At 71.4% G+C, this 24,962-nt stretch carries 24 protein-coding genes; 14 read left to right on the top strand and 10 right to left on the bottom strand.

Going from position 1 to position 24,962, the window contains the following annotated elements:
- Positions 1–22: 22 nt before the first annotated feature.
- The gene (locus tag J8403_RS03240) at positions 23–559 is read right to left on the bottom strand and encodes a PadR family transcriptional regulator (protein WP_211121760.1); all 537 of its coding nucleotides are present in this window, start codon (positions 557–559) and stop codon (positions 23–25) included.
- A gap of 339 nt (positions 560–898) precedes the next feature.
- Positions 899–1,519 (bottom strand): class I SAM-dependent methyltransferase, encoded by a 621-nt coding sequence (locus J8403_RS03235; protein WP_211121759.1) that lies wholly within the window; start codon positions 1,517–1,519, stop codon positions 899–901.
- 241 nt (positions 1,520–1,760) lie between these two features.
- Here J8403_RS03235 and J8403_RS03230 point away from each other — a divergent pair, with 241 nt between their 5' ends.
- Positions 1,761–2,279, top strand: a complete 519-nt coding sequence (locus J8403_RS03230; protein ID WP_211121758.1) for a roadblock/LC7 domain-containing protein — start codon at positions 1,761–1,763, stop codon at positions 2,277–2,279.
- Positions 2,248–3,441, top strand: coding sequence for a zinc-dependent alcohol dehydrogenase (locus tag J8403_RS03225; protein WP_211121757.1), 1,194 nt, complete (start codon positions 2,248–2,250; stop codon positions 3,439–3,441). The genes J8403_RS03230 and J8403_RS03225 overlap by 32 nt, the downstream gene beginning before the upstream one ends.
- 53 nt (positions 3,442–3,494) lie before the next feature.
- On the opposite strand, the gene J8403_RS03220 is transcribed toward J8403_RS03225, so the two are convergent.
- A complete protein-coding gene (locus tag J8403_RS03220; RefSeq protein ID WP_211121756.1) occupies positions 3,495–3,923 on the bottom strand; it encodes a PPOX class F420-dependent oxidoreductase in 429 nt (142 codons plus the stop codon).
- Positions 3,924–4,042: 119 nt separating this feature from the next.
- On the opposite strand from J8403_RS03220, the gene J8403_RS03215 reads away from it, so the two are divergent.
- Together J8403_RS03215 and J8403_RS03210 are read left to right on the top strand one after the other, a co-directional pair.
- A complete protein-coding gene (locus tag J8403_RS03215; RefSeq protein ID WP_014057270.1) occupies positions 4,043–4,447 on the top strand; it encodes a roadblock/LC7 domain-containing protein in 405 nt (134 codons plus the stop codon).
- Positions 4,448–4,546: 99 nt separating this feature from the next.
- A complete protein-coding gene (locus tag J8403_RS03210; RefSeq protein WP_211121755.1) occupies positions 4,547–5,500 on the top strand; it encodes a DUF6397 family protein in 954 nt (317 codons plus the stop codon).
- A gap of 30 nt (positions 5,501–5,530) precedes the next feature.
- Here the strand turns inward: J8403_RS03210 and J8403_RS03205 are convergent, their stop codons facing one another.
- Complete coding sequence (locus J8403_RS03205; protein ID WP_211121754.1) at positions 5,531–6,445, bottom strand: acyl-CoA thioesterase; 915 nt, start codon at positions 6,443–6,445, stop codon at positions 5,531–5,533.
- 61 nt (positions 6,446–6,506) lie between these two features.
- The gene (locus tag J8403_RS03200) at positions 6,507–9,035 is read right to left on the bottom strand and encodes a DEAD/DEAH box helicase (RefSeq protein ID WP_211121753.1); all 2,529 of its coding nucleotides are present in this window, start codon (positions 9,033–9,035) and stop codon (positions 6,507–6,509) included.
- A 136-nt stretch (positions 9,036–9,171) separates the two neighbouring features.
- On the opposite strand from J8403_RS03200, the gene J8403_RS03195 reads away from it, so the two are divergent.
- Complete coding sequence (locus tag J8403_RS03195; protein ID WP_211121752.1) at positions 9,172–9,963, top strand: metal-dependent hydrolase; 792 nt, start codon at positions 9,172–9,174, stop codon at positions 9,961–9,963.
- A 47-nt stretch (positions 9,964–10,010) separates the two neighbouring features.
- Here the strand turns inward: J8403_RS03195 and J8403_RS03190 are convergent, their stop codons facing one another.
- Positions 10,011–11,792 (bottom strand): ABC transporter ATP-binding protein, encoded by a 1,782-nt coding sequence (locus J8403_RS03190; protein WP_211121751.1) that lies wholly within the window; start codon positions 11,790–11,792, stop codon positions 10,011–10,013.
- The gene (locus tag J8403_RS03185; protein WP_211121750.1) at positions 11,789–13,732 is read right to left on the bottom strand and encodes an ABC transporter transmembrane domain-containing protein; all 1,944 of its coding nucleotides are present in this window, start codon (positions 13,730–13,732) and stop codon (positions 11,789–11,791) included. Before J8403_RS03185 ends, J8403_RS03190 begins: the two co-directional genes overlap by 4 nt.
- A 154-nt stretch (positions 13,733–13,886) precedes the next feature.
- Between J8403_RS03185 and J8403_RS03180 the strand changes: the two genes are divergently transcribed.
- Entirely contained in the window at positions 13,887–14,627 is a 741-nt protein-coding gene (locus tag J8403_RS03180; protein WP_211121749.1) for a L,D-transpeptidase family protein, read from the top strand.
- 151 nt (positions 14,628–14,778) lie between these two features.
- Here J8403_RS03180 and J8403_RS03175 read toward each other — a convergent pair whose 3' ends face one another.
- Positions 14,779–15,219, bottom strand: a complete 441-nt coding sequence (locus tag J8403_RS03175) for a MarR family winged helix-turn-helix transcriptional regulator (RefSeq protein ID WP_211121748.1) — start codon at positions 15,217–15,219, stop codon at positions 14,779–14,781.
- Positions 15,220–15,352: 133 nt separating this feature from the next.
- On the opposite strand from J8403_RS03175, the gene J8403_RS03170 reads away from it, so the two are divergent.
- Complete coding sequence (locus tag J8403_RS03170) at positions 15,353–17,239, top strand: ABC transporter ATP-binding protein (protein WP_211121747.1); 1,887 nt, start codon at positions 15,353–15,355, stop codon at positions 17,237–17,239.
- Between the two features lie 42 nt (positions 17,240–17,281).
- On the opposite strand, the gene J8403_RS03165 is transcribed toward J8403_RS03170, so the two are convergent.
- Both J8403_RS03165 and J8403_RS03160 read right to left on the bottom strand, forming a co-directional pair.
- Complete coding sequence (locus J8403_RS03165; RefSeq protein ID WP_211121746.1) at positions 17,282–18,079, bottom strand: AfsR/SARP family transcriptional regulator; 798 nt, start codon at positions 18,077–18,079, stop codon at positions 17,282–17,284.
- A 175-nt stretch (positions 18,080–18,254) separates the two neighbouring features.
- Positions 18,255–18,452, bottom strand: coding sequence for a hypothetical protein (locus J8403_RS03160; protein WP_014057281.1), 198 nt, complete (start codon positions 18,450–18,452; stop codon positions 18,255–18,257).
- 178 nt (positions 18,453–18,630) lie between these two features.
- Here J8403_RS03160 and J8403_RS03155 point away from each other — a divergent pair, with 178 nt between their 5' ends.
- The 7 genes from J8403_RS03155 to J8403_RS03125 are packed head-to-tail and all read left to right on the top strand — an operon-like array spanning position 18,631 to position 24,883.
- Entirely contained in the window at positions 18,631–19,209 is a 579-nt protein-coding gene (locus J8403_RS03155; protein ID WP_211121745.1) for a Pvc16 family protein, read from the top strand.
- The gene (locus J8403_RS03150; RefSeq protein ID WP_211121744.1) at positions 19,206–19,931 is read left to right on the top strand and encodes a carboxypeptidase-like regulatory domain-containing protein; all 726 of its coding nucleotides are present in this window, start codon (positions 19,206–19,208) and stop codon (positions 19,929–19,931) included. Before J8403_RS03155 ends, J8403_RS03150 begins: the two co-directional genes overlap by 4 nt.
- A gap of 10 nt (positions 19,932–19,941) precedes the next feature.
- A complete protein-coding gene (locus tag J8403_RS03145; RefSeq protein ID WP_211121743.1) occupies positions 19,942–22,206 on the top strand; it encodes a phage tail sheath C-terminal domain-containing protein in 2,265 nt (754 codons plus the stop codon).
- 20 nt (positions 22,207–22,226) lie between these two features.
- Positions 22,227–22,682, top strand: coding sequence for a phage tail protein (locus J8403_RS03140; RefSeq protein ID WP_014057285.1), 456 nt, complete (start codon positions 22,227–22,229; stop codon positions 22,680–22,682).
- A gap of 1 nt (position 22,683) precedes the next feature.
- Positions 22,684–24,177: a phage tail sheath family protein gene (locus tag J8403_RS03135; protein WP_211121742.1), complete on the top strand. Its 1,494-nt coding sequence runs from the start codon at positions 22,684–22,686 to the stop codon at positions 24,175–24,177.
- Entirely contained in the window at positions 24,174–24,692 is a 519-nt protein-coding gene (locus J8403_RS03130; RefSeq protein ID WP_211121741.1) for a phage tail protein, read from the top strand. The genes J8403_RS03135 and J8403_RS03130 overlap by 4 nt, the downstream gene beginning before the upstream one ends.
- A 14-nt stretch (positions 24,693–24,706) precedes the next feature.
- Positions 24,707–24,883, top strand: a complete 177-nt coding sequence (locus tag J8403_RS03125) for a putative phage tail protein (protein WP_246585663.1) — start codon at positions 24,707–24,709, stop codon at positions 24,881–24,883.
- Positions 24,884–24,962: the final 79 nt, after the last annotated feature.

Raw genomic sequence — 24,962 nt, 5'->3', positions numbered from 1 at the left:
AGACATCGGGTCGCGGTCGGCGTCAGTCGTCGGTCGCCGCCCGGAGCGTGTCGAGCGTGCGCCGCAGCCAGGACAGTTCGGCCTGGCCGGCGGCCCGGGCGATGGTGAGGATGCCACGCCGGAAGGGGTCCTCCACCTCTTCGGCCCGCAGCGGACGGTCGCCGTCGTAGAAAAAACTCGACGGCTGCCGCAGAAAGGCCATCCGGCGTTCCAGCAGCTCCGTCTGTGCCGACGGGTCCTCGAGATGCCGCAGAAACGCCAGCAGGGTGAACCAGCGGTTCTCGTCGGTGATGTCGATGTCCGCCGGATGCGCCAGGCGGCGCCGCAGCTCCGCACGTCCCTCGGCGGTCAGCGTCAGGACGTGCCGGGGTGCCGCACCCGCGCCGGGCTGGGTCCGGCGGGCCAGCAGTCCGGCCTTCTCCAGCCGCTTGATCGCCGGATAGAGGGTGCTCTCGGCCACGGGTTTGACCTGTCCGGTCAGTGCGGCGATGCGCTTGCGCAACTCGTAACCGTGCAGAGGGGCGTCATGGAGGAAGCCCAGGATGGCGAGTTCGAGCATGGCCGCATTGTGCCCGATGACCGCTGTACCTCGTAGATGTCATACATCGAGGGCGATGTATTGCCAGTGTATTGTCGGGCGCCCGGCGCGAACCGCACCGATCCGGGGCGGGGCACAACGTCATGGTCGACAACGCCCCCGGCCGCGCGGCGGCGATCGCGGATCAGCCCTGGCCGGTCCGGCCCGTCTGAGCGGCCTCGATGAAGCCCGGTGCGGTTCGGGTGCGGCCCGAAGGGGCGCGGTGCTGTGTCGATATGCGGCTCCGCCGCGTGGCGGCCACGACACAGCCGCGGATGGACGACCGCACCTCGCGGCACTTCCCGCGGAGCGCCAAGTCGGTCAGTCGGTTTCGCGGACGGCGAGCGCGAGAAAGCGTGCGTCTTCGTCGGCGTAGGACTCCAGGCGCCAGCCGGCGCCCGCCAGCAACGGCCGCAGCTGGGGCTCCGCCCGCAGGTCGTCGGGGGTGAGGGTGCGGCCGTGGCGGGCGGCGAGAGCGGCCCGCCCCACCGGATGGAACAGCGCGAGCCGCCCGCCGGGGCGCACCACCCGGGCCAGTTCCCGCAAGCCCGGCCCGGGCTCGGCGAGGTGGGAGATCAGTCCGGCGGCGAACACCGCGTCGAGGCAGCCGTCACCCAGCGGCAGCCGCGCCACATCGGCGAGGGCGAGGCCCGCGAAGCCGTCCCGGCCCGCGCGTACGGCGGCGTCCAGCATGGCGGGCGTGAGGTCCACGCCGAGGACGGTCCCCTCGGGGCCGACCGCGGCGCGCAGCGCGGGCAGCGCGCGCCCCGTCCCGCACCCCGCGTCGAGGACCGCGTCCCCGGGGCGCGGTCCGAGGTCGGCGACGGCGGCGGCGTAGGCGGGGCCGTCGTCCGGGAAGCGGCTGTCCCAGTCGGCCGCCCGGGGGCCGAAGAAGTCCCTCACGTCGGCCGCGCTGTTTCCGCGGGAGGGCTCATGTGGCACGGGAACTCCTCGGGACACCTTGGATACGAACGGTGAAGCGATGCGGTGAACAAGCAGCCTACGCCCGCATCGAGTGCAGATTCGGACGCTGGCCGATCGCACTGGCATCTGACTCTGTCAAATTTCAACAGGTTCCGTAATGCGCCCCCAATGTGCGCCCCCGCCGGGTCTAGCGTCCCTGGCCCAGGGGACACCTGGAGCGCCGCACGGCGCGGCGCATCCCGACCGAGGGAGACCGCCCATGACCAAGCCCCGCAGCGCCGCCCAACGCTCCATGGCCGATCTCGACCGGATCCTGGACGATCTGGTGGCCGGGGCCGGAGGCGTACGCCATGCCGTGCTGCTCTCCCGGGACGGGGCGACCGTCAGCGCGTCCCGTGGGCTCTCCCGTCAGGAGGCCGAGCACCTGGCCGCCGTCGCCTCCGGGTTCCACCGCGTCGCCGCGAGCGCGGGGCGCCGGGGGCGCGGCGGTCCGCCCCGGCGGACGATGATCGAGATGGCGGCCGGGCTCCTCTTCGTCGCGGCGCTGGCGGACGGCGCGTGCCTGGCCGTGCTGAGCACCGCGGGCGCCGAGCCGTCGGTGGTCGCCGCGGAGACATCCCGGCTCGTGGACCTGGTGGACCGGCGGCGCGGGCCGTGGTCCCGCCGGCGCTTCGGCCGGATCCGCCGGGGTACCCGTAGCGGCCCCCGGAAGACCATGCCGACGACCACGGCGAAGGGATGCGGCGATGCGAGCGGTGACCTGGCAGGGCCGACATGATGTGCGGGTCGAGACGGTGCCGGACCCGATCATCAAGGAGCCGACGGACGCGGTCGTCCGGATCACCACCACCGGCCTGTGCGGCTCCGATCTGCATGTGTACGAGGTGCTCACGCCCTTCATGACCCCCGGCGACATCCTCGGCCACGAGCCGATGGGCATCGTGGAGGAGACCGGTCCGGAGGTGACGCACATCAGTCCCGGCGACCGCGTGGTGGTTCCGTTCCAGATCGCCTGCGGACACTGCTGGATGTGCCGATCCGGTCTGCAGACGCAGTGCGAGACCACCCAGGTCGCCGAGCACGGCATGGGGGCGGAGCTCTTCGGCTACACCAAGCTCTACGGCGCGGTGGCCGGCGGCCAGGCGGAGTATCTGCGGGTGCCGCAGGCCCAGTACGGCCCGATCAAGGTGCCCGAAGGAGTCCAGGACGACCGCTACGTCTATCTGTCCGACGTGTTGCCCACGGCGTGGCAGGCCGTCGAGTACGCCGGGATTCCGCGCGGCGGCACGCTCGCGGTCCTGGGACTGGGCCCCATCGGCATCATGGCCTGCCGGGTGGCGAAGGTGCGGGGCCTGGCCGACCGGGTCATCGGAGTGGACCTCGTCCCCGAACGGCTGCGCCGAGCGCGTGCCGACGGTGTCGAGGTCCATGACCTCGATGACTTCTCCCGTCAGGAGGACCTGGTCGAGGCCGTCCTCTCGACCACCGGCGGCCGCGGACCGGACGCGGTCATCGACGCGGTGGGGACGGAGGCCCACGGCAGCCCGCTCGGCCGGACCGCCCAGCGGGTCACGGGCCTCCTTCCGCGGGACTGGGCCGCCAAGCTCACGGAGAAGGCCGGGGTCGACCGGCTGGCGGCGCTGCGGCTGGCCATCGCGCTGGTGCGGCGCGGTGGAACGATCTCCCTCAGCGGGGTGTACGGCGGCATGGCCGATCCGCTGCCGCTGATGACCATGTTCGACAAGCAGATCCAGCTGCGGATGGGCCAGGCGAACGTGCGGCGCTGGGCCGACGACATCTTCCCGCTGCTGACGGACGACGACCCGCTGGGCGTCGACGGGTTCGCCACCCATCGCATGCCGCTGGAGGAGGCACCCCGCGCCTATGAGATGTTCCAGCACAAGGAGGACGGTGCGATAAAGGTCCTCATGCGCCCGTAAACGTCGGATGGGCGGGGGTGCGCCGTGAAGGAATGGATTTCGGTCGAATCTCGCTAGTCGGCGACTCCGGCGAGCGCGAGTACCTTGTCGATGCGCACCCTGACCAGCAGCTCGCCCGGCACGCCGTTGCGGTCGCCGAACTCCTTCGCGCGGTCCTCGCCCATATAACGGGCGGCGATCCGGGTCGCCCAGTCGCGGACCTGCGGCAGATCGTCGATGAGTTCGGCCCGGCCCCGCAGCGTGACGAAGGCGAACGGCGGCCTGTCGTCGTCCACGCAGATGGCGACCCGGCCGTCCCGGGCCAAGTTGCGTCCCTTGACCGTCTCCTGACCTGTGTTGAAGACGAGGTCGTCACCGTCCAGCAGGAACCACACGGGGGCGATATGGGGGCTTCCGTCGGCCCGCACGGTCGACAGCTTCGCGGTGCGGGTGCCCTCCATGAGGAACTTCTGCCACTGATCCTTGGTCATGTTCTGTGCCATGTCCCCATCCTGCGTCAATCAGCGCACAACCGTGGGGTGCCGGGCGGGGCGGGTTGCCCAGACGGCGGCAGTGAGAAAGGCTGGCACGCAGCTGAAGGGGAATCGGGGAGGAATCGGATATGGCAGTGAACAAGGGGCTCGACTGGTTACTGGACGACCTGACCGAGCGGATCGCGGAGATACGGCATGCGCTGGTGCTGTCCAACGACGGGCTGGTGACGGGGGCGAGTTCCACACTGGTGCGCCAGGACGCCGAGCACCTGGCCGCGGTGGCCTCGGGGCTGCACAGCCTCGCCAAGGGGTCCGGGCACCACTTCCGGACGGGCCGGGTGCGGCAGACGATGGTCGAATTCGACGAGGGCGTCCTCTTCGTCACCGCGGCCGGGGACGGCAGCTGTCTGTGTGTGCTCACCGGGCCGGACTCCGATGTGGGGCAGGTCGCCTACGAGATGGCGCTGCTGGTCAACCGGGTGGGGGAGCATCTGGGAGTCGAGGCCAGGCAGGAGACCGGCACCCCCGGCTGATGTCGCGCGGAAGTTATCCACAGGCCTGACCGACCGTCGTGCTTCGCGGCTATCGTCGTCACTGTCAGTGATTGAGGCAGTGCGGGGGAGGGCGTCGCGATGGCAGTGCGGATGGATCAGGAGCTGCGGGAGAGCCAGGGGCCGTGGAGCCTGGAGTGGCTCGGCGAGCCGGGCGTACCGGGGCAGGCGAGCGGGCCGGAAGACCCTGGCGGGCCGGCGGAGCCGGGCGAGAGCGTCGGGTTCGGCGCGGCGGCCCGGGCGCTGGGGCTGAAATCGCGAGAGTTCGAGCTGGCCGTGCAGCTGGGAGAGGTGCGCACCGTCACCACCGGCCTGGGTCGGCGGGTGGCGTGCGAGGAGCTGAGGCGGGTGACCGCCGCCGAGGGCTTCCCGGAGGCGCTCATCGCCCGTCTGCGCGTGGTCGGCACGGCGGAGGGCGCGCAGCTGCTCGGCATCAGCCAGGGCCGGCTCAGCCGTCTCGCGCGCGGGGGATTCTTCGCCCCCGTCCGGTTCTATGTCAATCGCTATCGGGCCGTCGTATGGCTCTATCTGGCGTCGGAGCTGACCGAGTTCGCCATCAGGCAGCCGGAGTTGCTGAGCGGCCGCACCCCGCCGGGGCTGAGCGCCGCATTGGCCGCCGGGGAGGACTGGCGGGCCGCGAAATGGCGTAGCCGCCGGATCGGCCAGTTGCTCGACCAGACCGAGGACCCCTGGGAGCGGGCCGCGGTCCTGGCCTCGGTGCTCGGCTCCGTCGAACTGGCCTCGGCCGTGGCCGATCCGTATGAGCGGACACATCTGCGGCAGCTTCGCCCCGCGCTCGTCCGGATGCGCCCCGAGGCCGGCGCGGTCCGGGATGTCATCGATGCGGTGGTCACGGCCGACGACCCACGGGAGATCCGGCGCTATCGGGTCGCCCTCGCCTCCTCACTGGGCGACGCCCGCCGGGCCCGGCCGGCGCCGCGCCCGGACGCCGGGGCGGAGCGGCCGATCGAGGACCGCACCCCGGCTCCGGGCCGCCCGCGGAGCCTGTGGCAGAAGCTGGTCGGCAGGCGATGAGGCTCGGCGCGGCACACACCCCGGTGGCGCTCAGCCACCGTCGGCGGCGCCTTCGGCCGCTCCTCCGGCAGCACCTTCGGCGGGCCGCAGCGGGCGGAACAGCCCCTCCTGCACCACCGACACCAGCAGCCGGCCCGCACGGTCGTAGATCCTGCCGCGCGCCAGTCCCCGGCCGCCGGTGGCCACGGGCGACTCCTGGTCGTAGAGAAACCACTCATCCGTGCGGAACGGCCGGTGGAACCACATGGCGTGATCCAGCGAGGCCATGTCGAAGCCCCGTGGGCCCCACAGCGGCTCGACCGGCATCCGCACCGCGTCCAGCAGCATCATGTCGCTCGCATAGGTGAGCGCGCAGGTGTGCACCAGCGGGTCGTCCCCGAGCGGCCCCACCGCGCGCATCCATACGGCGCTGCGCGGTTCCACGCCCTTTAAGTCCTCGTCCGTCCAGCGCAGCCGCTCCACATAGCGGACGTCGAAGGGCTGCCGGCGCTCCATGCGGGCGAACGCCTCGGGGAGCGCTCCCAGATGGGAGCGGACCTCGTCGGCGAGAGTCGGCAGACCTTCCGGCCCGGGCACCTCGGGCATCGGCAGCTGCTGCTCGATACCCGGCTCAGCAGAATGAAAGGAGGCCGTCAGATTGAAGATCGTGCGACCCTGCTGGATGGCGACGACCCGGCGGGTGGTGAAGGAGCGCCCGTCCCGGATTCGCTCCACCTGGTACACGATGGGCACGCCCGGCCGTCCCGGCCGCAGGAAGTACGCGTGCAGCGAGTGCACCGGACGCAGCCCGTCGGTGGTCCGTCCGGCGGCCACCAGCGCCTGGCCCGCCACCTGCCCGCCGAACACCCGCTGCAGCGATTCATCGGGGCTGAGGCCGCGGAAGATGTCCTGCTCGATCCGTTCCAGATCGAGCAGATCGACCAGGCGCTCGGCGGGATTGGTCATCGGTGGTGCTCCTTCACTGAGGGGGCCGGGCCGGTCCTCGGCGTGGACCGCGTCCGGGAGGCTACAGTTGGCCCACGTCGGTGACCCGGACCACGGCCCGGCCCTCCTCGTCGGAGGCGGCGAGATCGACCTCCGCCGAGATGCCCCAGTCGTGGTCGCCGTTCGGATCGTCGAAGGTCTGCCGCACCCGCCACAGGCCGTGCTCGGGGTCCTCCTCGATCAGCAGCAGCTTCGGCCCGCGGGCCTGCGGCCCGGTGCCGAGCTCCTCGTACTCCTCCCAGTACCCGTCCATCGCCTCCGCCCAGGCGTCCTCGTCCCAGCCGGAGTCGGCGTCCATCTCCCCGAGCTCGGCGACCTTGTCCAAAGCGGCCAGCTCCACCCGGCGGAACATCGCGTTGCGCACCAGCACGCGGAAGGCGCGGGCGTTCGCGGTGACCGGCCTGACCTGGTCGGCGCGCTCCTGCGCCTCCTCCGCCGACTCGTCCTCCGGATTGGCCAGTTGCTCCCACTCGTCGAGGAGGCTGGAGTCGACCTGCCGCACCATCTCGCCGAGCCAGGCGACGATGTCCTGGAAGTCGTCGGACTTCAGGTCGTCCGGCACGGTGTGGTCCAGGGCCTTGTAGGAGCTGGCCAGGTAGCGCAGCACAATGCCCTCGGTCCGCGCCAGGTCGTAGAACGAGGTGAACTCGGTGAAGGTCATCGCCCGCTCGTACATGTCGCGGATCACCGACTTGGGCGACAGCGGGTGGTCACCGACCCAGGGATGGCTCTTGCGGTAGAGCCCGTACGCGTGGAAGAGCAACTCCTCCAGCGGCTTGGGGTAGGAGATGTCCTGGAGCCGCTCCATGCGCTCCTCGTACTCGACGCCGTCCGCCTTCATCGCGGCGACCGCCTCACCGCGCGCCTTGTTCTGCTGCGCCGCCAGGATCTGCCGGGGATCGTCCAGCGTCGACTCGACGACCGAGACCATGTCCAGGGCGTAGGAGGGCGATTCGGGGTCCAGCAGCTCGAAGGCGGCCAGCGCGAAGGTGGACAGCGGCTGGTTGAGGGCGAAGTCCTGCTGCAGATCCACCGTCAGCCGGACGATCGGGGCGCCCCCGTCCGCACCGTCGGCGCCCTGTGGCTCCACCCGCTCGACCACCCCGCCGTCCAGCAGCGAGCGGTAGATCGCGATGGCGCGGCGGATGTGCCGGAGCTGGTTCTTGCGCGGCTCGTGGTTGTCCTCCAGCAGGCGGCGCATCCCCTCGAAGGCGTTGCCGGGCCGGGCGATGACCGACAGCAGCATCGCGTGGGTGACCCGGAACCGGGAGGTGAGCGGCTCGGGTTCGGAGGCGATGAGCTTCTCGAAGGTGTTCTGGCCCCAGTTGACGAAGCCCTCCGGCGCCTTCTTGCGGACCACCTTGCGGCGCTTCTTCGGATCGTCCCCGGCCTTCGCGAGCGCCTTCTCGTTCTCGACGACGTGCTCGGGCGCCTGGGCCACCACAAAGCCCGCGGTGTCGAAACCGGCCCGGCCGGCCCGGCCCGCGATCTGGTGGAACTCCCGGGCCCGCAGCGTCCGCACCCGCTGACCGTCGTACTTGGTCAGCGCGGTGAACAGGACGGTGCGGATGGGCACATTGACGCCCACGCCGAGGGTGTCCGTACCGCAGATGACCTTGAGCAGCCCGGCCTGCGCCAGCTTCTCCACCAGCCGCCGGTACTTGGGCAGCATGCCCGCATGGTGCACGCCGATCCCGTGCCGGACGTAACGGGACAGGTTGCGGCCGAACTTGGTGGTGAACCGGAAGTTGCCGATCAGCGAGGCGATCTCGTCCTTCTCGGCGCGCGAGCACATATTGATGCTCATCAGCGCCTGGGCACGCTCGACCGCCGCCGCCTGTGTGAAGTGCACGATGTAGACCGGCGCCTGCTGGGTCTCCAGCAGCTCGGTCAGCGTTTCGGTCAGCGGCGTCGTCCGGTATTCGTAGCTCAGCGGCACCGGCCGGGTCGCGGACCGCACGACCGCGGTCGGCCGCCCGGTGCGCCGGGTCAGGTCGCCCTCGAACCGGCTCACATCACCGAGCGTCGCCGACATCAGGATGAACTGCGCCTGCGGCAGCTCCAGCAGAGGGATCTGCCACGCCCAGCCCCGGTCCGGCTCCGCATAGAAGTGGAACTCGTCCATCACCACCTGGCCGATGTCGGCGTCCTTGCCGTCCCGCAGGGCGATGGACGCCAGCACCTCGGCCGTACAGCAGATGACCGGCGCGTCCGCGTTGACCGACGCGTCCCCGGTCAGCATCCCGACGTTCTCGGTGCCGAAGAGCTTGCACAGCTCGAAGAACTTCTCCGATACCAGGGCCTTGATCGGCGCGGTGTAGAAGGTGACCTGGTCCCGGGCGAGCGCGGCGAAGTGGGCGCCCGCCGCCACCAGGCTCTTGCCCGATCCGGTGGGGGTGGACAGGATGACATTCGCCCCGGACACCACCTCGATCAGCGCTTCCTCCTGGGCGGGGTACAGGGAGATGCCCCGCTCCTCGACCCAGGTGGAGAACGCCTCGAAAAGTGCGTCGGGGTCGGCGTCGCTCGGCAGCTGATCGATAAGAGTCACGCACCTATACTGCCTGGTTTCCCCGCCGGGACGGGAACCGGCTGTGCGGACGAAGATCGCCCGCCGCTAGGCTGTGCCGGGCCGAAGCAGTCAACTCCCGCGCGGAAGCGGGAAAGAACAGGGGCGGGGTACGACCATGATGGGACCGGCGCATTCGCTGTCCGGAGCGGCGGCCTGGCTGGGGGTGGGGGCGGCTGCCGCGGCGGCCGGCCACTCGATGCCCTGGCCGGTGCTGGTCGCCGGCGCGCTGATTTGCGCGGGAGCGGCGCTCGCCCCCGACCTCGATCACAAGGCGGCGACCATATCGCGCGCCTTCGGGCCCATCTCCAAGGGACTGTGCGAGGTGATCGACAAGCTCTCGTACTCCGTCTACAAGGCGACCAGGAAGCAGGGCGACCCGCGCCGCTCGGGCGGCCACCGCACCCTCACCCACACCTGGGTATGGGCGGTGCTGATCGGCGCCGGAGCCTCGGCGCTCGCCCTGGTCGGCGGGCGCTGGGCGGTGCTGGGCATCCTCTTCGTGCATATGGTGCTGGCCGTCGAGGGGCTGCTGTGGCGCGCCGCCCGGGTCTCCAGCGATGTCCTGGTGTGGTTGCTCGGCGCGGCCAGCGCCTGGATCCTCGCCGATGTGCTGCACCGGCCGGGCAACGGCTCGGACTGGCTGTTCAGCGCACCGGGCCAGGAGTACCTCTGGCTCGGCCTGCCGATCGTGCTCGGCGCCCTGGTCCACGACATCGGGGACGCGCTCACCGTCTCCGGCTGCCCGATCCTGTGGCCCATCCCGATCGGCCGCAAGCGCTGGTACGCGCTCGGCCCGCCCAAGGGCATGCGCTTCCGAGCCGGCAGCTGGGTCGAGCTGAAGGTGCTGATGCCGGTCTTCATGCTGCTCGGCGGCATGGGCGGACTGGCCGCCCTCGGCGTCATCTGACCCCCGGACGGGACGAGGGCGGCCGCGCCGGGGCGCGGCCACCCTCCTCACTGATGCCAGGAGCGCCACAGCGCGGCGTAGGCCCCGTCCGCCGCGACGAGTTCGTCATGGCTGCCCAGCTCGGTGATCCGGCCGCTCTCGACCACGGCGATCACATCCGCGTCATGCGCGGTGTGCAGCCGGTGGGCGATCGCCACCACGGTCCTGCCCTCCAGCACCCGGCCCAGCGAGCGCTCCAGATGGCGCGCCGCCCGCGGGTCCAGCAGCGAGGTGGCCTCGTCCAGCACCAGCGTATGGGGATCGGCGAGCACCAGCCGGGCCAGCGCGATCTGCTGCGCCTGTGCGGGGGTGAGCGCGAGACCGCCCGATCCGACCTCGGTGTCCAGGCCCTCGTCCAGCGCGCGGGCCCAGCCATCGGCGTCGACCGCGCCCAGCGCCGCCCACAGCTCGGCGTCCGTGGCGACGGCGCGGGCCAGCAGCAGATTGTCCCGCAGCGAGCCCACGAAGACATGGTGCTCCTGGTTGACCAGCGCCACATGCTCACGGACCCGCTCGGCCGGCATCCGCGCCAGCTCCGCGCCGCCCAGCGTCACCCGGCCGGTGCGCGGGGAGTAGATCCCGGCCAGCAGCCGCCCCAGGGTGGACTTCCCCGCCCCGGACGGGCCCACCAGCGCCAGCCGCGTCCCCGGGGGCACCTTCATGGACACCTCGTGCAGCACATCGCTGCCCTCGTGGTATCCGAACCGCACCTCGTCCGCCCGCACCTCCCGGCCGCCGGGGACCACCCCCTGGTCGGCGGGGCCCTCCTCGATCTCCCGCACCCCCACCAGCCGGGCCAGCGACACCTGCGCGACCTGCAGCTCGTCGTACCAGCGCAGGATCAGCCCGATCGGCTCGACCAGCATCTGCGACAGCAGCGCCCCGGTGGTCAGATCGCCGATCGACATCCAGCCCCGCATCACGCACACGCCGCCGATCATCAGCACCGAACCGGTGATCAGCGTGTAGCTCACATTGATCACCGGGAAGAGCACCGAGCGCAGCCAGAGCGTGTAGCGCTCCCACGCCGTCCACTGCTTGATGCGCAGCTCGGACTGGGCGATCCGCCGGTCGCCCAGCCGGTGGGCCTCGATGGTCCGCCCGGCGTCCACGCTCTCGGTGAGGGACGCGGACACCGCCGCATAGCCGGCCGCCTCCGAGCGGTAGGCGCTGGGCGCGCGGCGGTAGTACCAGAGACAGCCGATCACCAGCACCGGAAGCGCCACCAGCACCGCGAGCCCCAGCGGGGGAGCGGTCAGGGTCAGCGCGCCGAGCAGCAGCCCGGTCCACACCACGCCGATGGCCAGCTGCGGCACGGCCTCGCGCATCGCGTTCGCCAGCCGGTCGATATCGGTGGTGATCCGGGACAGCAGATCCCCCGTCCCGGCCCGCTCCAGCACCCCCGGGGGCAGGCCCACCGACCGGACGAGAAAGTCCTCCCGCAGATCCGCCAGCATTTCCTCGCCCAGCACCGCACCGCGCAGCCGCACCATCCGGACGAACACGGTCTGCACCACCAGCGCCACCGTGAACAGCACCACGATGCGGCCGATGTGGAGGTCCTCCTCGCCCTGGGAGAGGTCCTCGACCAGGCCCCCCAGCAGCTGCGGGCCGACCATGGAGGCGATCACCGCGGTCGCGTTCACGACCATCAGCACGGTGAACGCGGCCCGATGCCGCCGCAGCAGCTCACCCACATAGGCCCGCACGGTGGGGGGTGTGCCGACCGGCAGCGTCGTCGCCGACTCCGGTGCGGCCGGGTCATAGCCGGGCGGTGCCACGCCGATCATGCCGACTCCTCGATCTGTTCCTCGATCCGCCCGATGTCCTCCAGGCCCGGTCCGGCCGGCCCGGCGCTCCGCCCGGCCCGCCGCACGGCGGCCTCGTCCTCCGTCTCGCGGGTGACGACCGCGCGATACGCGGGATCGGTGCCCAGCAGCTCACGATGGGTGCCCACCCCCGCCGCCGCGCCGTCGGGCACGAACACCACCCGGTCGGCCCGGTCCAGCAGCAGCGGGCTGGACGTGAGCACGATGGTCGTCCGGCCCGCCCGCAGCCGCCGCACCCCGTCGGCGATCCGTGCCTCGGTGTGCGAGTCCACCGCGGAGGTCGGCTCGTCCAGCACCAGCACCTCCGGATCGGTCACCAGCGAACGGGCCAGCGCCAGCCGCTGCCGCTGGCCACCCGACAGCGAGCGGCCACGCTCGGTGATCCGGGTGCGCATGGGGCCGGCGTCATCCCCCTCGGCCGCCGACGCCTGCGCCAGCGCGTCCAGCACATCGCCGCACTGGGCCGCCTCGAGCGCCTTCTCCGCCGAGACCTCGCCGGACCTCGGCACATCCAGCAGCTCGGCGAGCGCCCCCGACAGCAGCACCGGATCCTTGTCCTGCACCAGCACCGCGGCGCGCGCCGTGGTCAGCGGCAGCTCGTCCAGGGCGACCCCGCCCAGCAGCGCCGACGGTGCCCCGGCCTGGTCCCCGTCGCCCGGGCCGTCGTGCGTGGGATGTCCGCCGAGCCGGTCGGCCAGCCGCCCCGCCGCGTCCGGGTCGCCGCACACCACCGCGGTCAGCAGCCCGCTGGGCGCCAGCATCCCGCTCGCCGGGTCGTACAGATCCCCGCCGAGCGGCGCGGTGGTCTGCTGCGCCTGCCCGCGCTCCCCGCCGTCCCCAGTGGTCTCCTGCGCCTCCCCGCGCTCGCCGCCGTCCCCGGTGGCCGCGCCCTCGCTGCCCGGAGAGGAGCGTCGCAGCGCCAGCACCCGGGCCGCGCGCCGCGCGGAGGGCCGGGAGAAGGAGTACGCCATGGCGATCTCCTCGAAGTGCCGCAGCGGGAAGAGCAGAAAGGTCACCGCGCTGTACACGGTGACCAGCTCGCCCACCTCGATCCGTCCGTCGCGCGCCAGCGACGCCCCGTACCAGACGACACCGATCAGCAGCAGCCCCGGCAGCGCGACCTGCACGGCCGCGATCAGCGCCCACATCCGCGCGCTGCGCACCGCCGCGACCCGCACCTCCTGCGAGGCGTGCCGGTAGCGGCCCAGGAACAGCTCCTCCCCGCCGATGCCCCGCAGCACCCGCAGACCGGCCACGGTGTCCGAGGCCAACTCGGTCGCCCGGCCCGCCTTCTCCCGCTGCTCATCGGCCCGGCGCGCCGCGCGCGGCAGCAGCGGCAGCACGGCCAGCGCCAGCGCGGGCACCCCGACCGCCACCACCACTCCCAGCGCCGGCTGGTAGAGAACCAGGGCCACACAGACCGCGACGGTGGTGATCGCGGCCGCCGTGAAGCGGGAGAGGGCCTCAACGAACCAGCCGATCTTCTCGACATCGCCCGTGGAGACGGCGACGACCTCACCGGCCGCCACCTTCCGGGTGAGGGCGGACCCCAGCTCCACCGCCTTGCGGGCCAGCAGCTGCTGCACCCGTGCCGCCGCCGTGATCCAGTTGGTGACCGCCGCGCGGTGCAGCATGGCGTCCCCCAGCGCGGTGAGCACGGTGAGCCCCACCATCAGCGCTCCGGACATAGCCAGCCGGGAGCCGGAGCGGTCCACGACCGCTTGCACACCGAAGCCGATGGCAATGGGGAAGGACACCAGCGCGGCCATGTGCACCAGACCCCAGAGGGCCGCCTTGACCTGCCCGCCCAACTGATTCCTGCCCAGCCAGAAGAGAAACCGCGGACCTGACCGTACGTCGGGTCGGCCGGGGTCGGGATACGGAAGATCGCGAATGTGCATGACGTCCCAAGGTCGGGCGGGCTGAGGAGGGCTGGTAGGAGACGTGAAAGGTTGACGTTCCTACGGTGCGGAATTCAACTGGTTTTCCCCGCAGCGGCCGGAACACGCCAATCCCGCATACGGCACTGTCCTACGCAGGTGGGACCATGGGGACATGCGAATCTCCGGCACGATGTCCATGCGCGCGGCGGCCGCGGCCGCCGCGGCCCTTGTCCTTCTCACTGCCTGCGGCGACGGCGGCGGGGATGACGGCGGTGACAAGGGCGGAAACCAGGGCAAACAAGCGCTGCGCAGCGGTGCGCCCGCGCCGGATCCCACGCGTATCCCTGATGTGGGGGACAAGCTCCAGTCCCGGATCCCGGACCAGTCCCGGCAAGTCGTGGCGGTCTACGGCAAAGGGGTGAACTCCGCGGACGCGACCGTGGTCCTCTATACCAAGCAGGGCAAGGCATGGGAGCGGACCCGCAGTTGGACGGCGCACAACGGCAAGCGCGGCTGGACGACGAGCCATCATGAGGGCGACAAGCGCAGCCCGGTCGGGGTCTACACGCTCAGCGACGCGGGCGGGGTGCTGCCCGACCCCGGCGCCCGGCTGCCGTACACCGCCTCCGGCTCCTTCGCGGCGCCCCACTACTGGCCCAAGTCCCACTGGACGGACTTCAACTACGTCATCGCCATCGACTACAACCGCGTCAAGGGCGCCTCGCCGCTCGACCAGACCCGGCCGGAAGGGCAGAGCAAGGGCGGCAGCATCTGGCTGCACATGGATCACGGCAGCGGCACCTCGGCCTGTGTCAGCCTCTCCAAGTCCGGTATGGAGTATTTGCTGAAGAACCTCGACCCCAAGCTGCACCCGGTGGTGGTCATGGGGGACAAGGCGCATCTGGCCGCCTGAGCGCGGCGAGTACGGCTTGAAGGCCGTGTGGGCGCAGGGGAAGTGGGTGGCGCTGTGATACGGCGTCGCGCCGCTCTTCCCCCGCGTCCAGCTGCCCTTTCGCCACGGCCGGCCGCTCTTTTCCTGCGTCCGGATGCCCGTCACCGCGACCTCAGCAGCGGTGGTCCGGGGTGCCGGAGAGGGTGTTCAGCAGATCGCCCAGCGCGTCGCGCTGCTGATCGCTGAGCGGTGCCAGGATGTCCTCCGCGGCGGCCCGGCGCGCCTCGCGCAGCGCGCGCAGCGTCGCCCGCCCGGTGTCGGTGAGCTCGATGCGCACCACCCGGCGGTTGGACGGATCCGGTACGCGGCGCACCGAGCCATGTGCCTCCAGGGCGTCCACCAGCGTCGTCACGGCGCGCGGGACCACCTCGAGGCGCTGCGCCAGGTCCGCCATCCGCGGCGGCTGGTCGCTGTGGGACACGGTGCGCAGCAGGCGGGACTGGGCGGGGGTGATGCCCAGTGGCTCCATATGGCGCTTCTGGGCGCGATGCAGTCTGCGGGTCAGGCGCAGCAGCTGCTCGGCGAGGAGGCCGGATGTCTCGGGGGTGGGCATGATCGCAGTTTATCAGGACCGGGTTCATTGTGAGTATAGGTAACAATGAGCTATGCTCTCAAAGCCCGCGCCGCCGCGATCGGCTCGACCATGCCGTCACCCGCGGCGGCCTTCCTGACTCCTGAAGGAGCCCATGCACCCCGACACACCACCGTCCTGGACCCCGTCCGCCCAGGAGTCCGAGCGGCCCGCCCAAGTGCGGCGCATCCTCCGGCTCTTCCGTCCCTACCGCGGCCGCCTCGCCGTGGTCGGCCTGCTGGTCGCCGCCTCCGCGCTGGTCTCGGTCGCCACCCCGTTCCTGCTCCGGGAGATCCTCGACACCGCCATCCCCGACGGCCGCACCGGGCTGCTCACCCTGCTCGCCCTCGGCATGATCGCCGCGGCCGTCGTCAACAGCGTCTTCGGCGTTCTGCAGACCCTGATCTCCACCACCGTCGGCCAGCGCGTCATGCACGATCTGCGCACCGCCGTCTACGACCGGCTGCAGCGCATGCCGCTCGCCTTCTTCACCCGCACCCGCACCGGCGAGGTGCAGTCCCGTATCGCCAATGACATCGGCGGTATGCAGGCCACCGTCACCTCCACCGCGACCTCGCTGGTCTCCAACCTCACCAGTGTGGTCGCCACCGTCGTCGCGATGCTCGCGCTCGACTGGCGGCTGACCATCGTCTCGCTGCTCCTGCTGCCGGTGTTCGTCTGGATCAGCCGTCGTGTCGGCGCCGAGCGCAAGAAGATCACCTCGCAGCGCCAGAAGCAGATGGCGGCCATGTCCGCGATGGTCACCGAGTCGCTCTCGGTGAGCGGAATCCTCCTCGGCCGCAGCATGGGCCGGTCCGAGTCGCTCACCCGGCAGTTCGCCGAGGAGTCCGAGCGCCTCGTGGGCCTGGAAGTGCGCTCCAACATGGCCGGCCGCTGGCGGATGTCCACCATCGGCATCGTCATGGCCGCCATGCCCGCGTTGATCTACTGGGCCGCGGGAATCGCCCTCCAGGCCGGTGGCCCGGCCGTCTCCATCGGCACGCTCGTCGCCTTCGTCTCGCTCCAGCAGGGGCTGCTCCGGCCCACGGTCAGCCTGCTCTCCACCGGTGTGCAGGTGCAGAGCTCCCTCGCCCTCTTCGCCCGCATCTTCGAATACCTCGACCTGCCGATCGACATCACCGAGCCCGCCGATCCGGTGCGGCTGGAGAAGGTGCGCGGCGAAGTCCGCTTCGACGGCGTCGACTTCGACTACGAGGGCACCGCCCCCGGCGCGCCGAAGGGCGGCCCTTCGACGAGCTCGAACGGCGGCTCGTCGAAGAGCGCGAAGGACGGCTCGTCGAAAGGCACCCTCCGCGGCATCGAGCTGACCGTCCCCGCGGGCGGCAGCCTGGCAGTCGTCGGACCGACCGGTTCCGGCAAGACGACCCTCAGCTATCTGGTGCCCCGGCTCTACGACGTGACCGCCGGCCGGGTGCTGCTCGACGGGGTGGACGTCCGCGACCTCGACTTCGACAGCCTCGCCCGGGCGGTCGGCGTCGTCTCCCAGGAGACCTACCTCTTCCACGCCTCCATCGCCGAGAACCTGCGCTTCGCCAAGCCCGACGCGACCGACGAGGAGATCGTGGCGGCGGCCGAGGCCGCCCAGATCCACGACCACATCGCCTCCCTCCCGGACGGCTACGACACCCTCGTGGGGGAGCGCGGCTATCGCTTCTCCGGCGGGGAGAAGCAGCGTCTGGCCATAGCCCGCACGATTCTGCGCGACCCGCCCGTCCTCATCCTCGACGAGGCCACCAGCGCCCTGGACACCCGCACCGAGCAGGCCGTTCAGCAGGCCATCGACGCCCTCTCGGCCGGTCGCACCACGATCACCATCGCCCACCGGCTCTCCACCGTGCGCGACGCCGACCAGATCGTCGTCCTCGACGGCGGCCGAATCGCCGAGCGGGGCACCCACGAGGAGCTGCTGGCCAAGGACGGGCGCTACGCCGCACTGGTGCGGCGCGACACTCATCTGGCGCCGGTGGTCCCTGCCGTCTAAGGCCGCTGGTCCGCTCGTCAGCTGGTCCGCGCACCGCGCCCGTTACGCGGGCACGGTGCCCGCCGGGGCCGAGGTGCCCGTGTCCTGCGCCGGGGCATCGCCCGCCGGGCGGGAGACGATCCGGCGCGCCGGGGGCTCCGGGGTGCCACCCCCGGGTGGCACCAGGTTTCTCAGCGTCGGGGAGGGCTCCAGACCCAGCTCGTCGAGCAGGACGCGGCGGCATTGCTCGTACTGGCGCAGTGCCGCGCCCCTGTTGCCGGCGGCGAGATGCGCGTTCATGAGCACGCGATGAGCGCTTTCCCGCAGCGGCTCCGCGCGTACGGCGGCCAGCCCCGCGGCCACGGCCTCGCCATGGCGGCCCGCCGCCGTCAGCCGCTCGGTCATCGCCTCCAGGGCATACAGCCGGAGCTCGTGGTACTGCTCCTGCTCGACCAGCACCCACTCGTTCTCCGACCACTCGGGTAAGAGGTCGGCCGACAGGTCCTCCCGCATCTGGGTGGTGAGGATGTCGTCGCACGGGCGTGACATGTCGAGCAGCCGGTGTGCGCGCGTCGCCGCCGCGTGGATGTCCACGGTGATGTGCTTGCAGATCGCCAGTTCCTGTGCGGACGCGTCGATGACCTGATGCCCCGTTCGCGTGGCGCGCCATAGCGACGATCGGAGATTGGCGTTGGCACGGGACGCGGTGACGTCCGGCCACAGCGTTCCGGCCACATAGGTGCGGCTCCGTGGCATGTTCTGCAGGGCGAGGAACGCGACGAGGCGCTGGGCGCTGGAGGATATCGGAACGCGTTTGTGATCGACCGACAACGCGAAACTCTTGAGCAGTCTCAACGTCATGACATGGCCTTCTGCGCTCATCAGCCCCCCGGGGCGATATTGGCTTCAGCGAGCCATCCCATGCGTCCCATCGGGATGCCCTAAAGCCATGTTACGAGCAGATCATGATCGTGTGTCCGGCCTTCCCGCTAAAGGACGCTATATGGCCAGGCATCACCGTGCCGTCGCGGCACCGTCACCTGTCGGGCTCGATGAACTGATCGAGCCAGGCGCGCACGGCGGTGAGCGCGTCGTCGACCGCGCTCACCGCGGTGGGGGGTGCCTGATGCCGGTCCTCCGTCCGCACGATGCGAGCACGGAACCCGTCCGGCCTGCCGCCTTCCACCCAGACCCGGAGGATCAGGACACCGGTCCGTTCTGAGGGGATTTCCATGAAAAGAAGATATGCCTCCCCCTGTCACCTCGGCGTTGTCGGTGTGTGTCCGGATTCGTCTTCGTCGGCCTCGAAAACGGACCGGTGACGCTCGTGTGATGAGCGCATCGCGGTCCGGCCACGCGGGGACCGGCATTCTCTCGGAGCACGCTTTCGAGCGCGGAGAGGGGGGATTCGCATGGGGGACTTCGGCGTCATCGCCGATGTCTCGACGGTCATCGTGGAGAGCCTGACCCAATCCCTGCGCGGGCTCAGCCAGGTGGAACCGCCGATCGCGGAACTCAACGACCTCTCCGAGACGGTGCAGACCCCGCCGCCGAAGCTCACGGTCTTCCTCTACGAGATCGCCGAGGACCCCACATCGCGCAACCGGCCGCCGGTGCGCTCCCAGCCACCCGACCCACCGACCACCCGCAAGCCGCCGATGGCCCTGCTGCTGCGCTATCTGGTCACCCCCTGGGGCGGCGACCAGGCGACCCAGCACCGGATGCTCGGACGGGCCCTGCAGACCTTCTACGACGACGCGATCCTGGACGGCGTCCAGCTGTCCGGCAGCCTGGCGGCGAGCACCGACTCGCTGCACCTCAGCCTCACCCCGCTCACCTTGGACCAGAAGTCCTGGGTCTGGTACGCGATTCAGAAGCCCTACCGGCTGTCGCTGAACTACGAGGTCCGCGTCGTCAACCTGGACTCCGCGATCGAGACCCCGGTCCGCCCGGTGCACAGCCGGGTCATCAGCGGGACGGCGATGCCATGAGCCGCTTCGTACCGCTGGAGCGGTCGACCCTCCACAGCCCGGTCTGGTTCATCCCCTTCGACGACTACGCCCGGCGGGTGCGCGGCGCCGGGGTGACGGTCCAGCTGGACCGCTACGAGGACGGCGACTGGCTGCCGCTGGACGACCTGGCGGTGCGCACCCCCAGCGCCGCCTTCGCCTATCCGGGTCTCGGCCGGTGCGCCGAGCCGTGGGCGGCCCGGCCACGGCGCCACCGGGCCCGCTTCGCGGCCGCCGGCTACCAGCCGTTGTACCCGGCCGACGGCCAACCGTTCTCGGCCGCCCTGGTGGGCGTCGAGTTCCTGGTGCACCCGTATGACGACGCCCACCCGCCGCCCGCAGTGACCGAGCCACGGCTGGTCCGGCTGCTGCCGAGCGTCTCCTTCCCCTACCCGCCGGGTCTGCGCACGGTGCACGGCGCCGTGGTCGACGCGGCCACCCGATCGCCCATCGCGGGCGCGCTGGTCGAGGCCACGGGACGGACCGGCCGGGACCTGACGCCATGGCACGAGCGCACCCTGACCGACGCCGCGGGCGCCTTCCGGCTGGCCCTGCGGTGGGAGGGCGAGAAGGCCGATGAGCACGCCGTCGAGGAGACATTCCGCCTGCAGGCCACCGAGCGGCCGGGCCGGACCGGATCGCTGGTCGTGCGGCTGCCCCAGGACATCGAGCGCCGGCACGTCATAGAGATCCGCGAGAGTTAAGGAGCCGTCCATGGCGGAGTATCTGAGCCCCGGGGTCTACATCGAGGAGATCGATGCGGGCCCACGGCCGATCGCGGGGGTGAGCACCAGCACGGCGGGCATGGCCGGGGTCACCGTGCGCGGTCCCTACACCGGCAAGCCCAAGCTGGTCACCAACTTCCTGGAGTTCCAGAACACCTTCGGCGGATTTCTCCGTGAGCCGGACCCGCTGATCCGGGACACCTGGGCGAACGACCCGGCGGAAGGCGGCCGTTGGTGGCTGTTCCCGCTGGCGGTCAAGGGCTTCTTCGACAACGGCGGCCAGCGGCTGTACATCAAGCGGGTCGCCGGCAGGCAGGCGAGCCCGTCCTCGGGCGTGCTGGGCCACGGCCTGGTCAGCCCGGTCGCCGGCGATGCCGCCAAGGGCGCGACCCGCCTGGAGCTCGGCCACCTGATCGGGTTCTCCGGCGTGGGGCAGCAGATCCAGCTCTTCCGCGGCGACGATCAGCAGTCGATCCACAGCGCCGGTGTCGCCGCCTACGACGCCGCCACCCGCCGGATCGAGCTGGACGCCGCGCTGCCCGCGGAGGTCAGGGCGGGCCGCGGCGACTACGTGCAGATCGGGACGCGCAACGCGGAGGAGACACTGGAGTTCGCCGCCGTCAGCCCCGGCTCATGGGGCGACGCGGTGCAGGTGCGGATCCAGCCGATGGCCTCGGCCGCGCTGCCGGTGCTGCCGGATCCGCAGGAGGGCGCGCTGTTCGTCACGCGGCTGGCCGCGGACGCCGCCGCGGACAGCGAGACGGTCGAGGTCGCCGCGGTGACCGGGCTCGACCCCGACGAACTGCCGCCCGACATCTGGGTGCAGATCGGCTCCGGCCGGTTCAAGGTCCAGCTGAGCCAGCCGGCGGACGGGAAGGTCACGCTGACCCTGCCGTCCGGCACCGCACATGAGGCGTGGCGGAGCGGGCTGGTGGTGCGCCGCGTGCGCCGGGGCACCACCTCGGCGGGGCCCACGCTGCGGATCGGCGGAGCGAGCCGGCTGTACGAGGGTGCCGTCGTCCAGCTCGACGACGGCACCCATCTGACCATCCGCACCGTCGAGTCGATCGCCGCGGACGTCGTCACCCTGGATGGGAACGTGCCCGGGACGCTGTTCGAAACCGACCGGCTGCAGCTGGTCGAGGCGCAGGTCGACGCCCGGTTCACCGATCCGTCCGGGACCGTGGAGACGGAGACGCACCGCAACCTCCGGCTCACCGGCGACACCGCGGCGAACCTGGTGACCACCCTGGCCGTCCGCTCCCGGCTGGTGCGGGCGACGGCGCTGGGCGGCCTGTCAACCGACCCGACGAAGTTCCCCCTGCCCGCGGTCGGCTCCTGGCTGACGCTGGGAGGCGGGGACGACGCCTACGGGAGCCTGAGCGTGGCCGACTTCGTCGGCGAGGACGGCGGCAGCGGCAAGCGGACCGGGATCACCGCACTGGAGGACATCGACGAGATCGCGGTCTGCGCGGTGCCGGGCATGTGGTCGGGGACGGTCGAATCGGCCCTGGTCACCCACTGCGAACTGCTCAGGGACCGGTTCGCGATCCTCGATCCGCAGGACGGCCTGGATCTCGAGGGCGTCCAGGCGTTCCGCGAGCGCTTCGACACCAAGTACGCCGCGCTCTACCACCCGTGGCTGGTCACCCGCGACCTGTCGGCGGGCCGCGATGTCGAGGTGCCGCCCTCGGGCCATATGGCCGGGATCTACGCCCGCGTGGATGTGGAGCGGGGGGTGCACAAGGCGCCCGCCAACGCGGTCATCCGGGGCATCCGGCCGACCGACGGCATCGCCCAGGACATCACCAAGCGTCATCAGGACGTGCTCAACCCCAAGGGCATCAACGCGCTGCGGTTCTTCCCCGGGCTCGGCCACCGGGTCTGGGGCGCGCGCACGCTCTCCTCGGACAGCTCGTGGAAGTACGTCAACGTCCGGCGGCTCTTCCTCTACCTGGAGGAGTCGATCGAAGAGGGCACCCAGTGGGTGGTGTTCGAGCCGAACGACGAGGCGCTGTGGTCCTCGGTCCGCCAGACGGTCACGAACTTCCTCACCACGGTCTGGCGCGGCGGCGCACTCGCCGGCACCACCGCCGACGAGGCGTTCTTCGTCGCCTGTGACCGCACCACGATGACCGAGGACGACCTCGCGGGCGGCCGTCTGATCTGCGCCATCGGCGTCGCGCCGGTCTTCCCGGCGGAGTTCGTGATCTTCCGGATCCAGCAGAAGACCCGCGAGACCCAACTCGCCTGAGTGCCCGAGGAGAGTCCACCATGCCGCCTGTGACCAGGGACGATCCATACGCGTCCTATAACTTCAAGATCTTCGTGTTCAACGTCAGCGACGACGGGCTCGCGGTGAGCGGGTCCTTCACCGAGGCGAGCGGGCTGGAGCTGGAGATCCCGCCGATCGAGTACCGCAACGGGAGCGAGGACATCACCGTCCGCAAGATCCCGGGACTGAAGAAGTTCACCAACCTCACCTTCAAGCGCGGCATCACCGGCCACGCCGCCTTCTGGAAGTGGGTGGCCGACGCGCTCAACGGCACGGTGAAGCGCACCCACGGCTCGATCGTGCTGTGCGACGAGAACCGCAACGACGTGATGCGCTGGAACTTCGACCGTGGCTGGCCCACCAAGTACACCGGCCCGACGCTCAGCGCCACCAAGAACGAGATCGCCATGGAGACGCTCGTCCTGGCGGTCGAGAAGCTGGAGATCGAAGTCTGACATGGCAGGCGAAGCGCTCCCCGGCGTATCCCTCGCGTTCGCGCCACGCGACTCCGGCACGGAGCCGCTGCGCACCGATGTGGCGGCGTTCCTGGGCCGGCTCCGCCGCGGCCCGGTCGCCACTCCGGTCCGCGTGGAGAGCTGGAACGACGTGGTGGCCACCTTCGGGCCGCCGGAGGGCGCCTTCGCCACCCCGTACGCACTGCGCGGCTTCTTCGAGAACGGCGGCCGCACCGCCTGGGTGCTCCGGGTGTCCGGACCGGCCACCACGGCCCGTACCGGGTGGGCGGTCGGGTCGCTGAGCGGCTGGGACACCACGCGCTACCAGGTGATCGCCACCAGCCCGGGCGCCTGGGCCAACGGCGGGCGCGTCGCCATCCGTTACCAGGCCAGCACCGTCGCCGGACCGCCCACCGTGGGCGTACGGGTCATGATGCCCGGCGAGCCGCCCGAGACCTTCCCCGGACTGCCGCCGGCCGCCCTGGCCGACCGGCTGATCGCGTCCCGCTACATCCGGCTGGTCCCGGACGGGCCGTCACCGCCACCCGGGCGGCCCGGCCCGATCTCGATGTCCTGGGACCTGACGCTCGCGGGCGGCGCCGACGCCGCGCCCACCCGCGACGCGTACACGGACGCCGTGGCCGTACAGGCCGAACTGCCCGAACCGGCGCTGGTGGCACTGCCCGACCTGGGCACGGACCTGTCCGGGGCCGCGCACACCGACGTGGTGCTCGAACTGCTGCGGAGCGTACAGCCGTTGCACGACCGCCTCGCCGTACTGGACGTGCCGCCCCGGCTGTCCTCCGTGGACCAGGCGGTCGACTGGGTGGGCGCTCTCGCGGCCACCGGCGACAGCGGGCTGCTCGGCTGCGCCGCCGTCTACCACCCGCCGCTGCGCACCCCCGACGGGCAGGACATGCGCACCGTCCCGGCGTCCGGGCACGTCCTGGGCGTCATCGCCCGCCTCGACGGCGAGCGCGGGGCACACCACACCCCCGCGGGCGCCGTGATCCTGGAGGCGGTCGACCTCGCCGCCGAATACCCCGAGCCGCAGCAGGTCCGGCTCTTCGACGCGGGTCTCGACCTGATCCGCTGCACCCGCGGGCGGGGACTGGTGGTGTGGGGCGGGCGCACCCTGTCCACCGACCCGAACACCCGCTACATCGCCCACCGCCGGCTGGTGCACCTGCTGGTGCGCGCGATCCGGCGGGCGGCGAGCCCGCTGGTGTTCGACGTCAACTCGGCCGAGCTGCGGCTGACGTTGGTGCGCGCGCTGACCTCCGTGCTCCTCTCGGCCCACCGGGCCGGGGCGCTCGCCGGCGCCCGGCCCGAGCAGGCGTTCCGGGTGGTGTGCGACGACACGAACAACCCGCCCGAGCAGGACCCGGGGCAGCTGGTCTGTGAGATCGAGGTCGCCCCGGCCGTCCCCATGGAGTTCATCCGGCTGCGTCTCGTACTCGGCCAGGACCGAGGTCTGGAGGTGATCGAGGCATGAGCCTGGATCCGCTGCCGAAATACCGCTTCCTGGTCACCCTCGACCCCGGCGACGCGTATCTGCCGGCCGCGCAGGCGCTGCTGCTGCCCCTGGCCGCCTCCGGCGCGTTCCAGGAGGTCACCGGGCTCGGCGCACAGCTGGAGGTGACGAGCTACGCGGAGGGCGGCCGCAACGACTCGGTCCACCAACTGCCGCTGCGCCACTCATGGAACCGCATCACGCTCAAGCGCGGCGTGGTGCGCGACCCGGGGCTGTGGTCCTGGTACCAGGCCGGGCTCGCCGACTCGCTGGGCGCCCGCCGCGACGGCGCGGTGCTCGTACTCGGCCCGGACGGGGTGCCCGGCGCGGCGTGGGCCTTCCACGGCGGGCTCGCCGCCAAGTGGACCGGCCCGGACTTGCACGCGGAGCAGAACGCGATCGCCATCGAGTCGCTGGAGATCGCGCACGAGGGGCTGACGAAGGTCCTGCAGGACGCCGCCGCGAGCGCCTTGCCGCGCCTGAGCCGAGGGAGGTGACCGAGGTGCCGAAGGTGACCATTCACCATCTCGAGGTCCGGTTCCAGGTGGACGGCGACGACGGCGCCGTGTTCACCCGCCTGTTCAACCAGCACATCCAGGCCTGGGCGAAGTTGTACGAGGACCAGTGCGCGCGCGCCCAACACACCAAGGACGAACGCAGTTTCGGCGACGGGGAGGTGCAGCTGTGAGCGTCGCACGCGCGGCCGCCGGGCCGCAGACAGCGACGAAAGCCGCACCTCTGCGCCGCGCGGGCGACAGTGACATGAG

This window comes from Streptomyces yatensis (assembly GCF_018069625.1).
Classification (GTDB): Bacteria; Actinomycetota; Actinomycetes; order Streptomycetales; family Streptomycetaceae; genus Streptomyces; species Streptomyces yatensis.
Note: the sequence above shows the minus strand (reverse complement) of the source record. Positions and strands in the feature narration are given on the sequence as shown.

Coding starts and splice junctions, on each gene's coding strand:
- J8403_RS03240 (WP_211121760.1), bottom strand. CDS start 559: ATGCTCGAACTCGCCATCCTGGGCTTCCTCCATGACGCCCCTCTGCAC.
- J8403_RS03230 (WP_211121758.1), top strand. CDS start 1,761: ATGACCAAGCCCCGCAGCGCCGCCCAACGCTCCATGGCCGATCTCGAC.
- J8403_RS03225 (WP_211121757.1), top strand. CDS start 2,248: ATGCGAGCGGTGACCTGGCAGGGCCGACATGATGTGCGGGTCGAGACG.
- J8403_RS03220 (WP_211121756.1), bottom strand. CDS start 3,923: ATGGCACAGAACATGACCAAGGATCAGTGGCAGAAGTTCCTCATGGAG.
- J8403_RS03215 (WP_014057270.1), top strand. CDS start 4,043: ATGGCAGTGAACAAGGGGCTCGACTGGTTACTGGACGACCTGACCGAG.
- J8403_RS03210 (WP_211121755.1), top strand. CDS start 4,547: ATGGCAGTGCGGATGGATCAGGAGCTGCGGGAGAGCCAGGGGCCGTGG.
- J8403_RS03205 (WP_211121754.1), bottom strand. CDS start 6,445: ATGACCAATCCCGCCGAGCGCCTGGTCGATCTGCTCGATCTGGAACGG.
- J8403_RS03195 (WP_211121752.1), top strand. CDS start 9,172: ATGATGGGACCGGCGCATTCGCTGTCCGGAGCGGCGGCCTGGCTGGGG.
- J8403_RS03190 (WP_211121751.1), bottom strand. CDS start 11,792: ATGATCGGCGTGGCACCGCCCGGCTATGACCCGGCCGCACCGGAGTCG.
- J8403_RS03185 (WP_211121750.1), bottom strand. CDS start 13,732: ATGCACATTCGCGATCTTCCGTATCCCGACCCCGGCCGACCCGACGTA.
- J8403_RS03180 (WP_211121749.1), top strand. CDS start 13,887: ATGCGAATCTCCGGCACGATGTCCATGCGCGCGGCGGCCGCGGCCGCC.
- J8403_RS03175 (WP_211121748.1), bottom strand. CDS start 15,219: ATGCCCACCCCCGAGACATCCGGCCTCCTCGCCGAGCAGCTGCTGCGC.
- J8403_RS03170 (WP_211121747.1), top strand. CDS start 15,353: ATGCACCCCGACACACCACCGTCCTGGACCCCGTCCGCCCAGGAGTCC.
- J8403_RS03165 (WP_211121746.1), bottom strand. CDS start 18,079: ATGACGTTGAGACTGCTCAAGAGTTTCGCGTTGTCGGTCGATCACAAA.
- J8403_RS03160 (WP_014057281.1), bottom strand. CDS start 18,452: ATGGAAATCCCCTCAGAACGGACCGGTGTCCTGATCCTCCGGGTCTGG.
- J8403_RS03155 (WP_211121745.1), top strand. CDS start 18,631: ATGGGGGACTTCGGCGTCATCGCCGATGTCTCGACGGTCATCGTGGAG.
- J8403_RS03150 (WP_211121744.1), top strand. CDS start 19,206: ATGAGCCGCTTCGTACCGCTGGAGCGGTCGACCCTCCACAGCCCGGTC.
- J8403_RS03145 (WP_211121743.1), top strand. CDS start 19,942: ATGGCGGAGTATCTGAGCCCCGGGGTCTACATCGAGGAGATCGATGCG.
- J8403_RS03140 (WP_014057285.1), top strand. CDS start 22,227: ATGCCGCCTGTGACCAGGGACGATCCATACGCGTCCTATAACTTCAAG.
- J8403_RS03135 (WP_211121742.1), top strand. CDS start 22,684: ATGGCAGGCGAAGCGCTCCCCGGCGTATCCCTCGCGTTCGCGCCACGC.
- J8403_RS03130 (WP_211121741.1), top strand. CDS start 24,174: ATGAGCCTGGATCCGCTGCCGAAATACCGCTTCCTGGTCACCCTCGAC.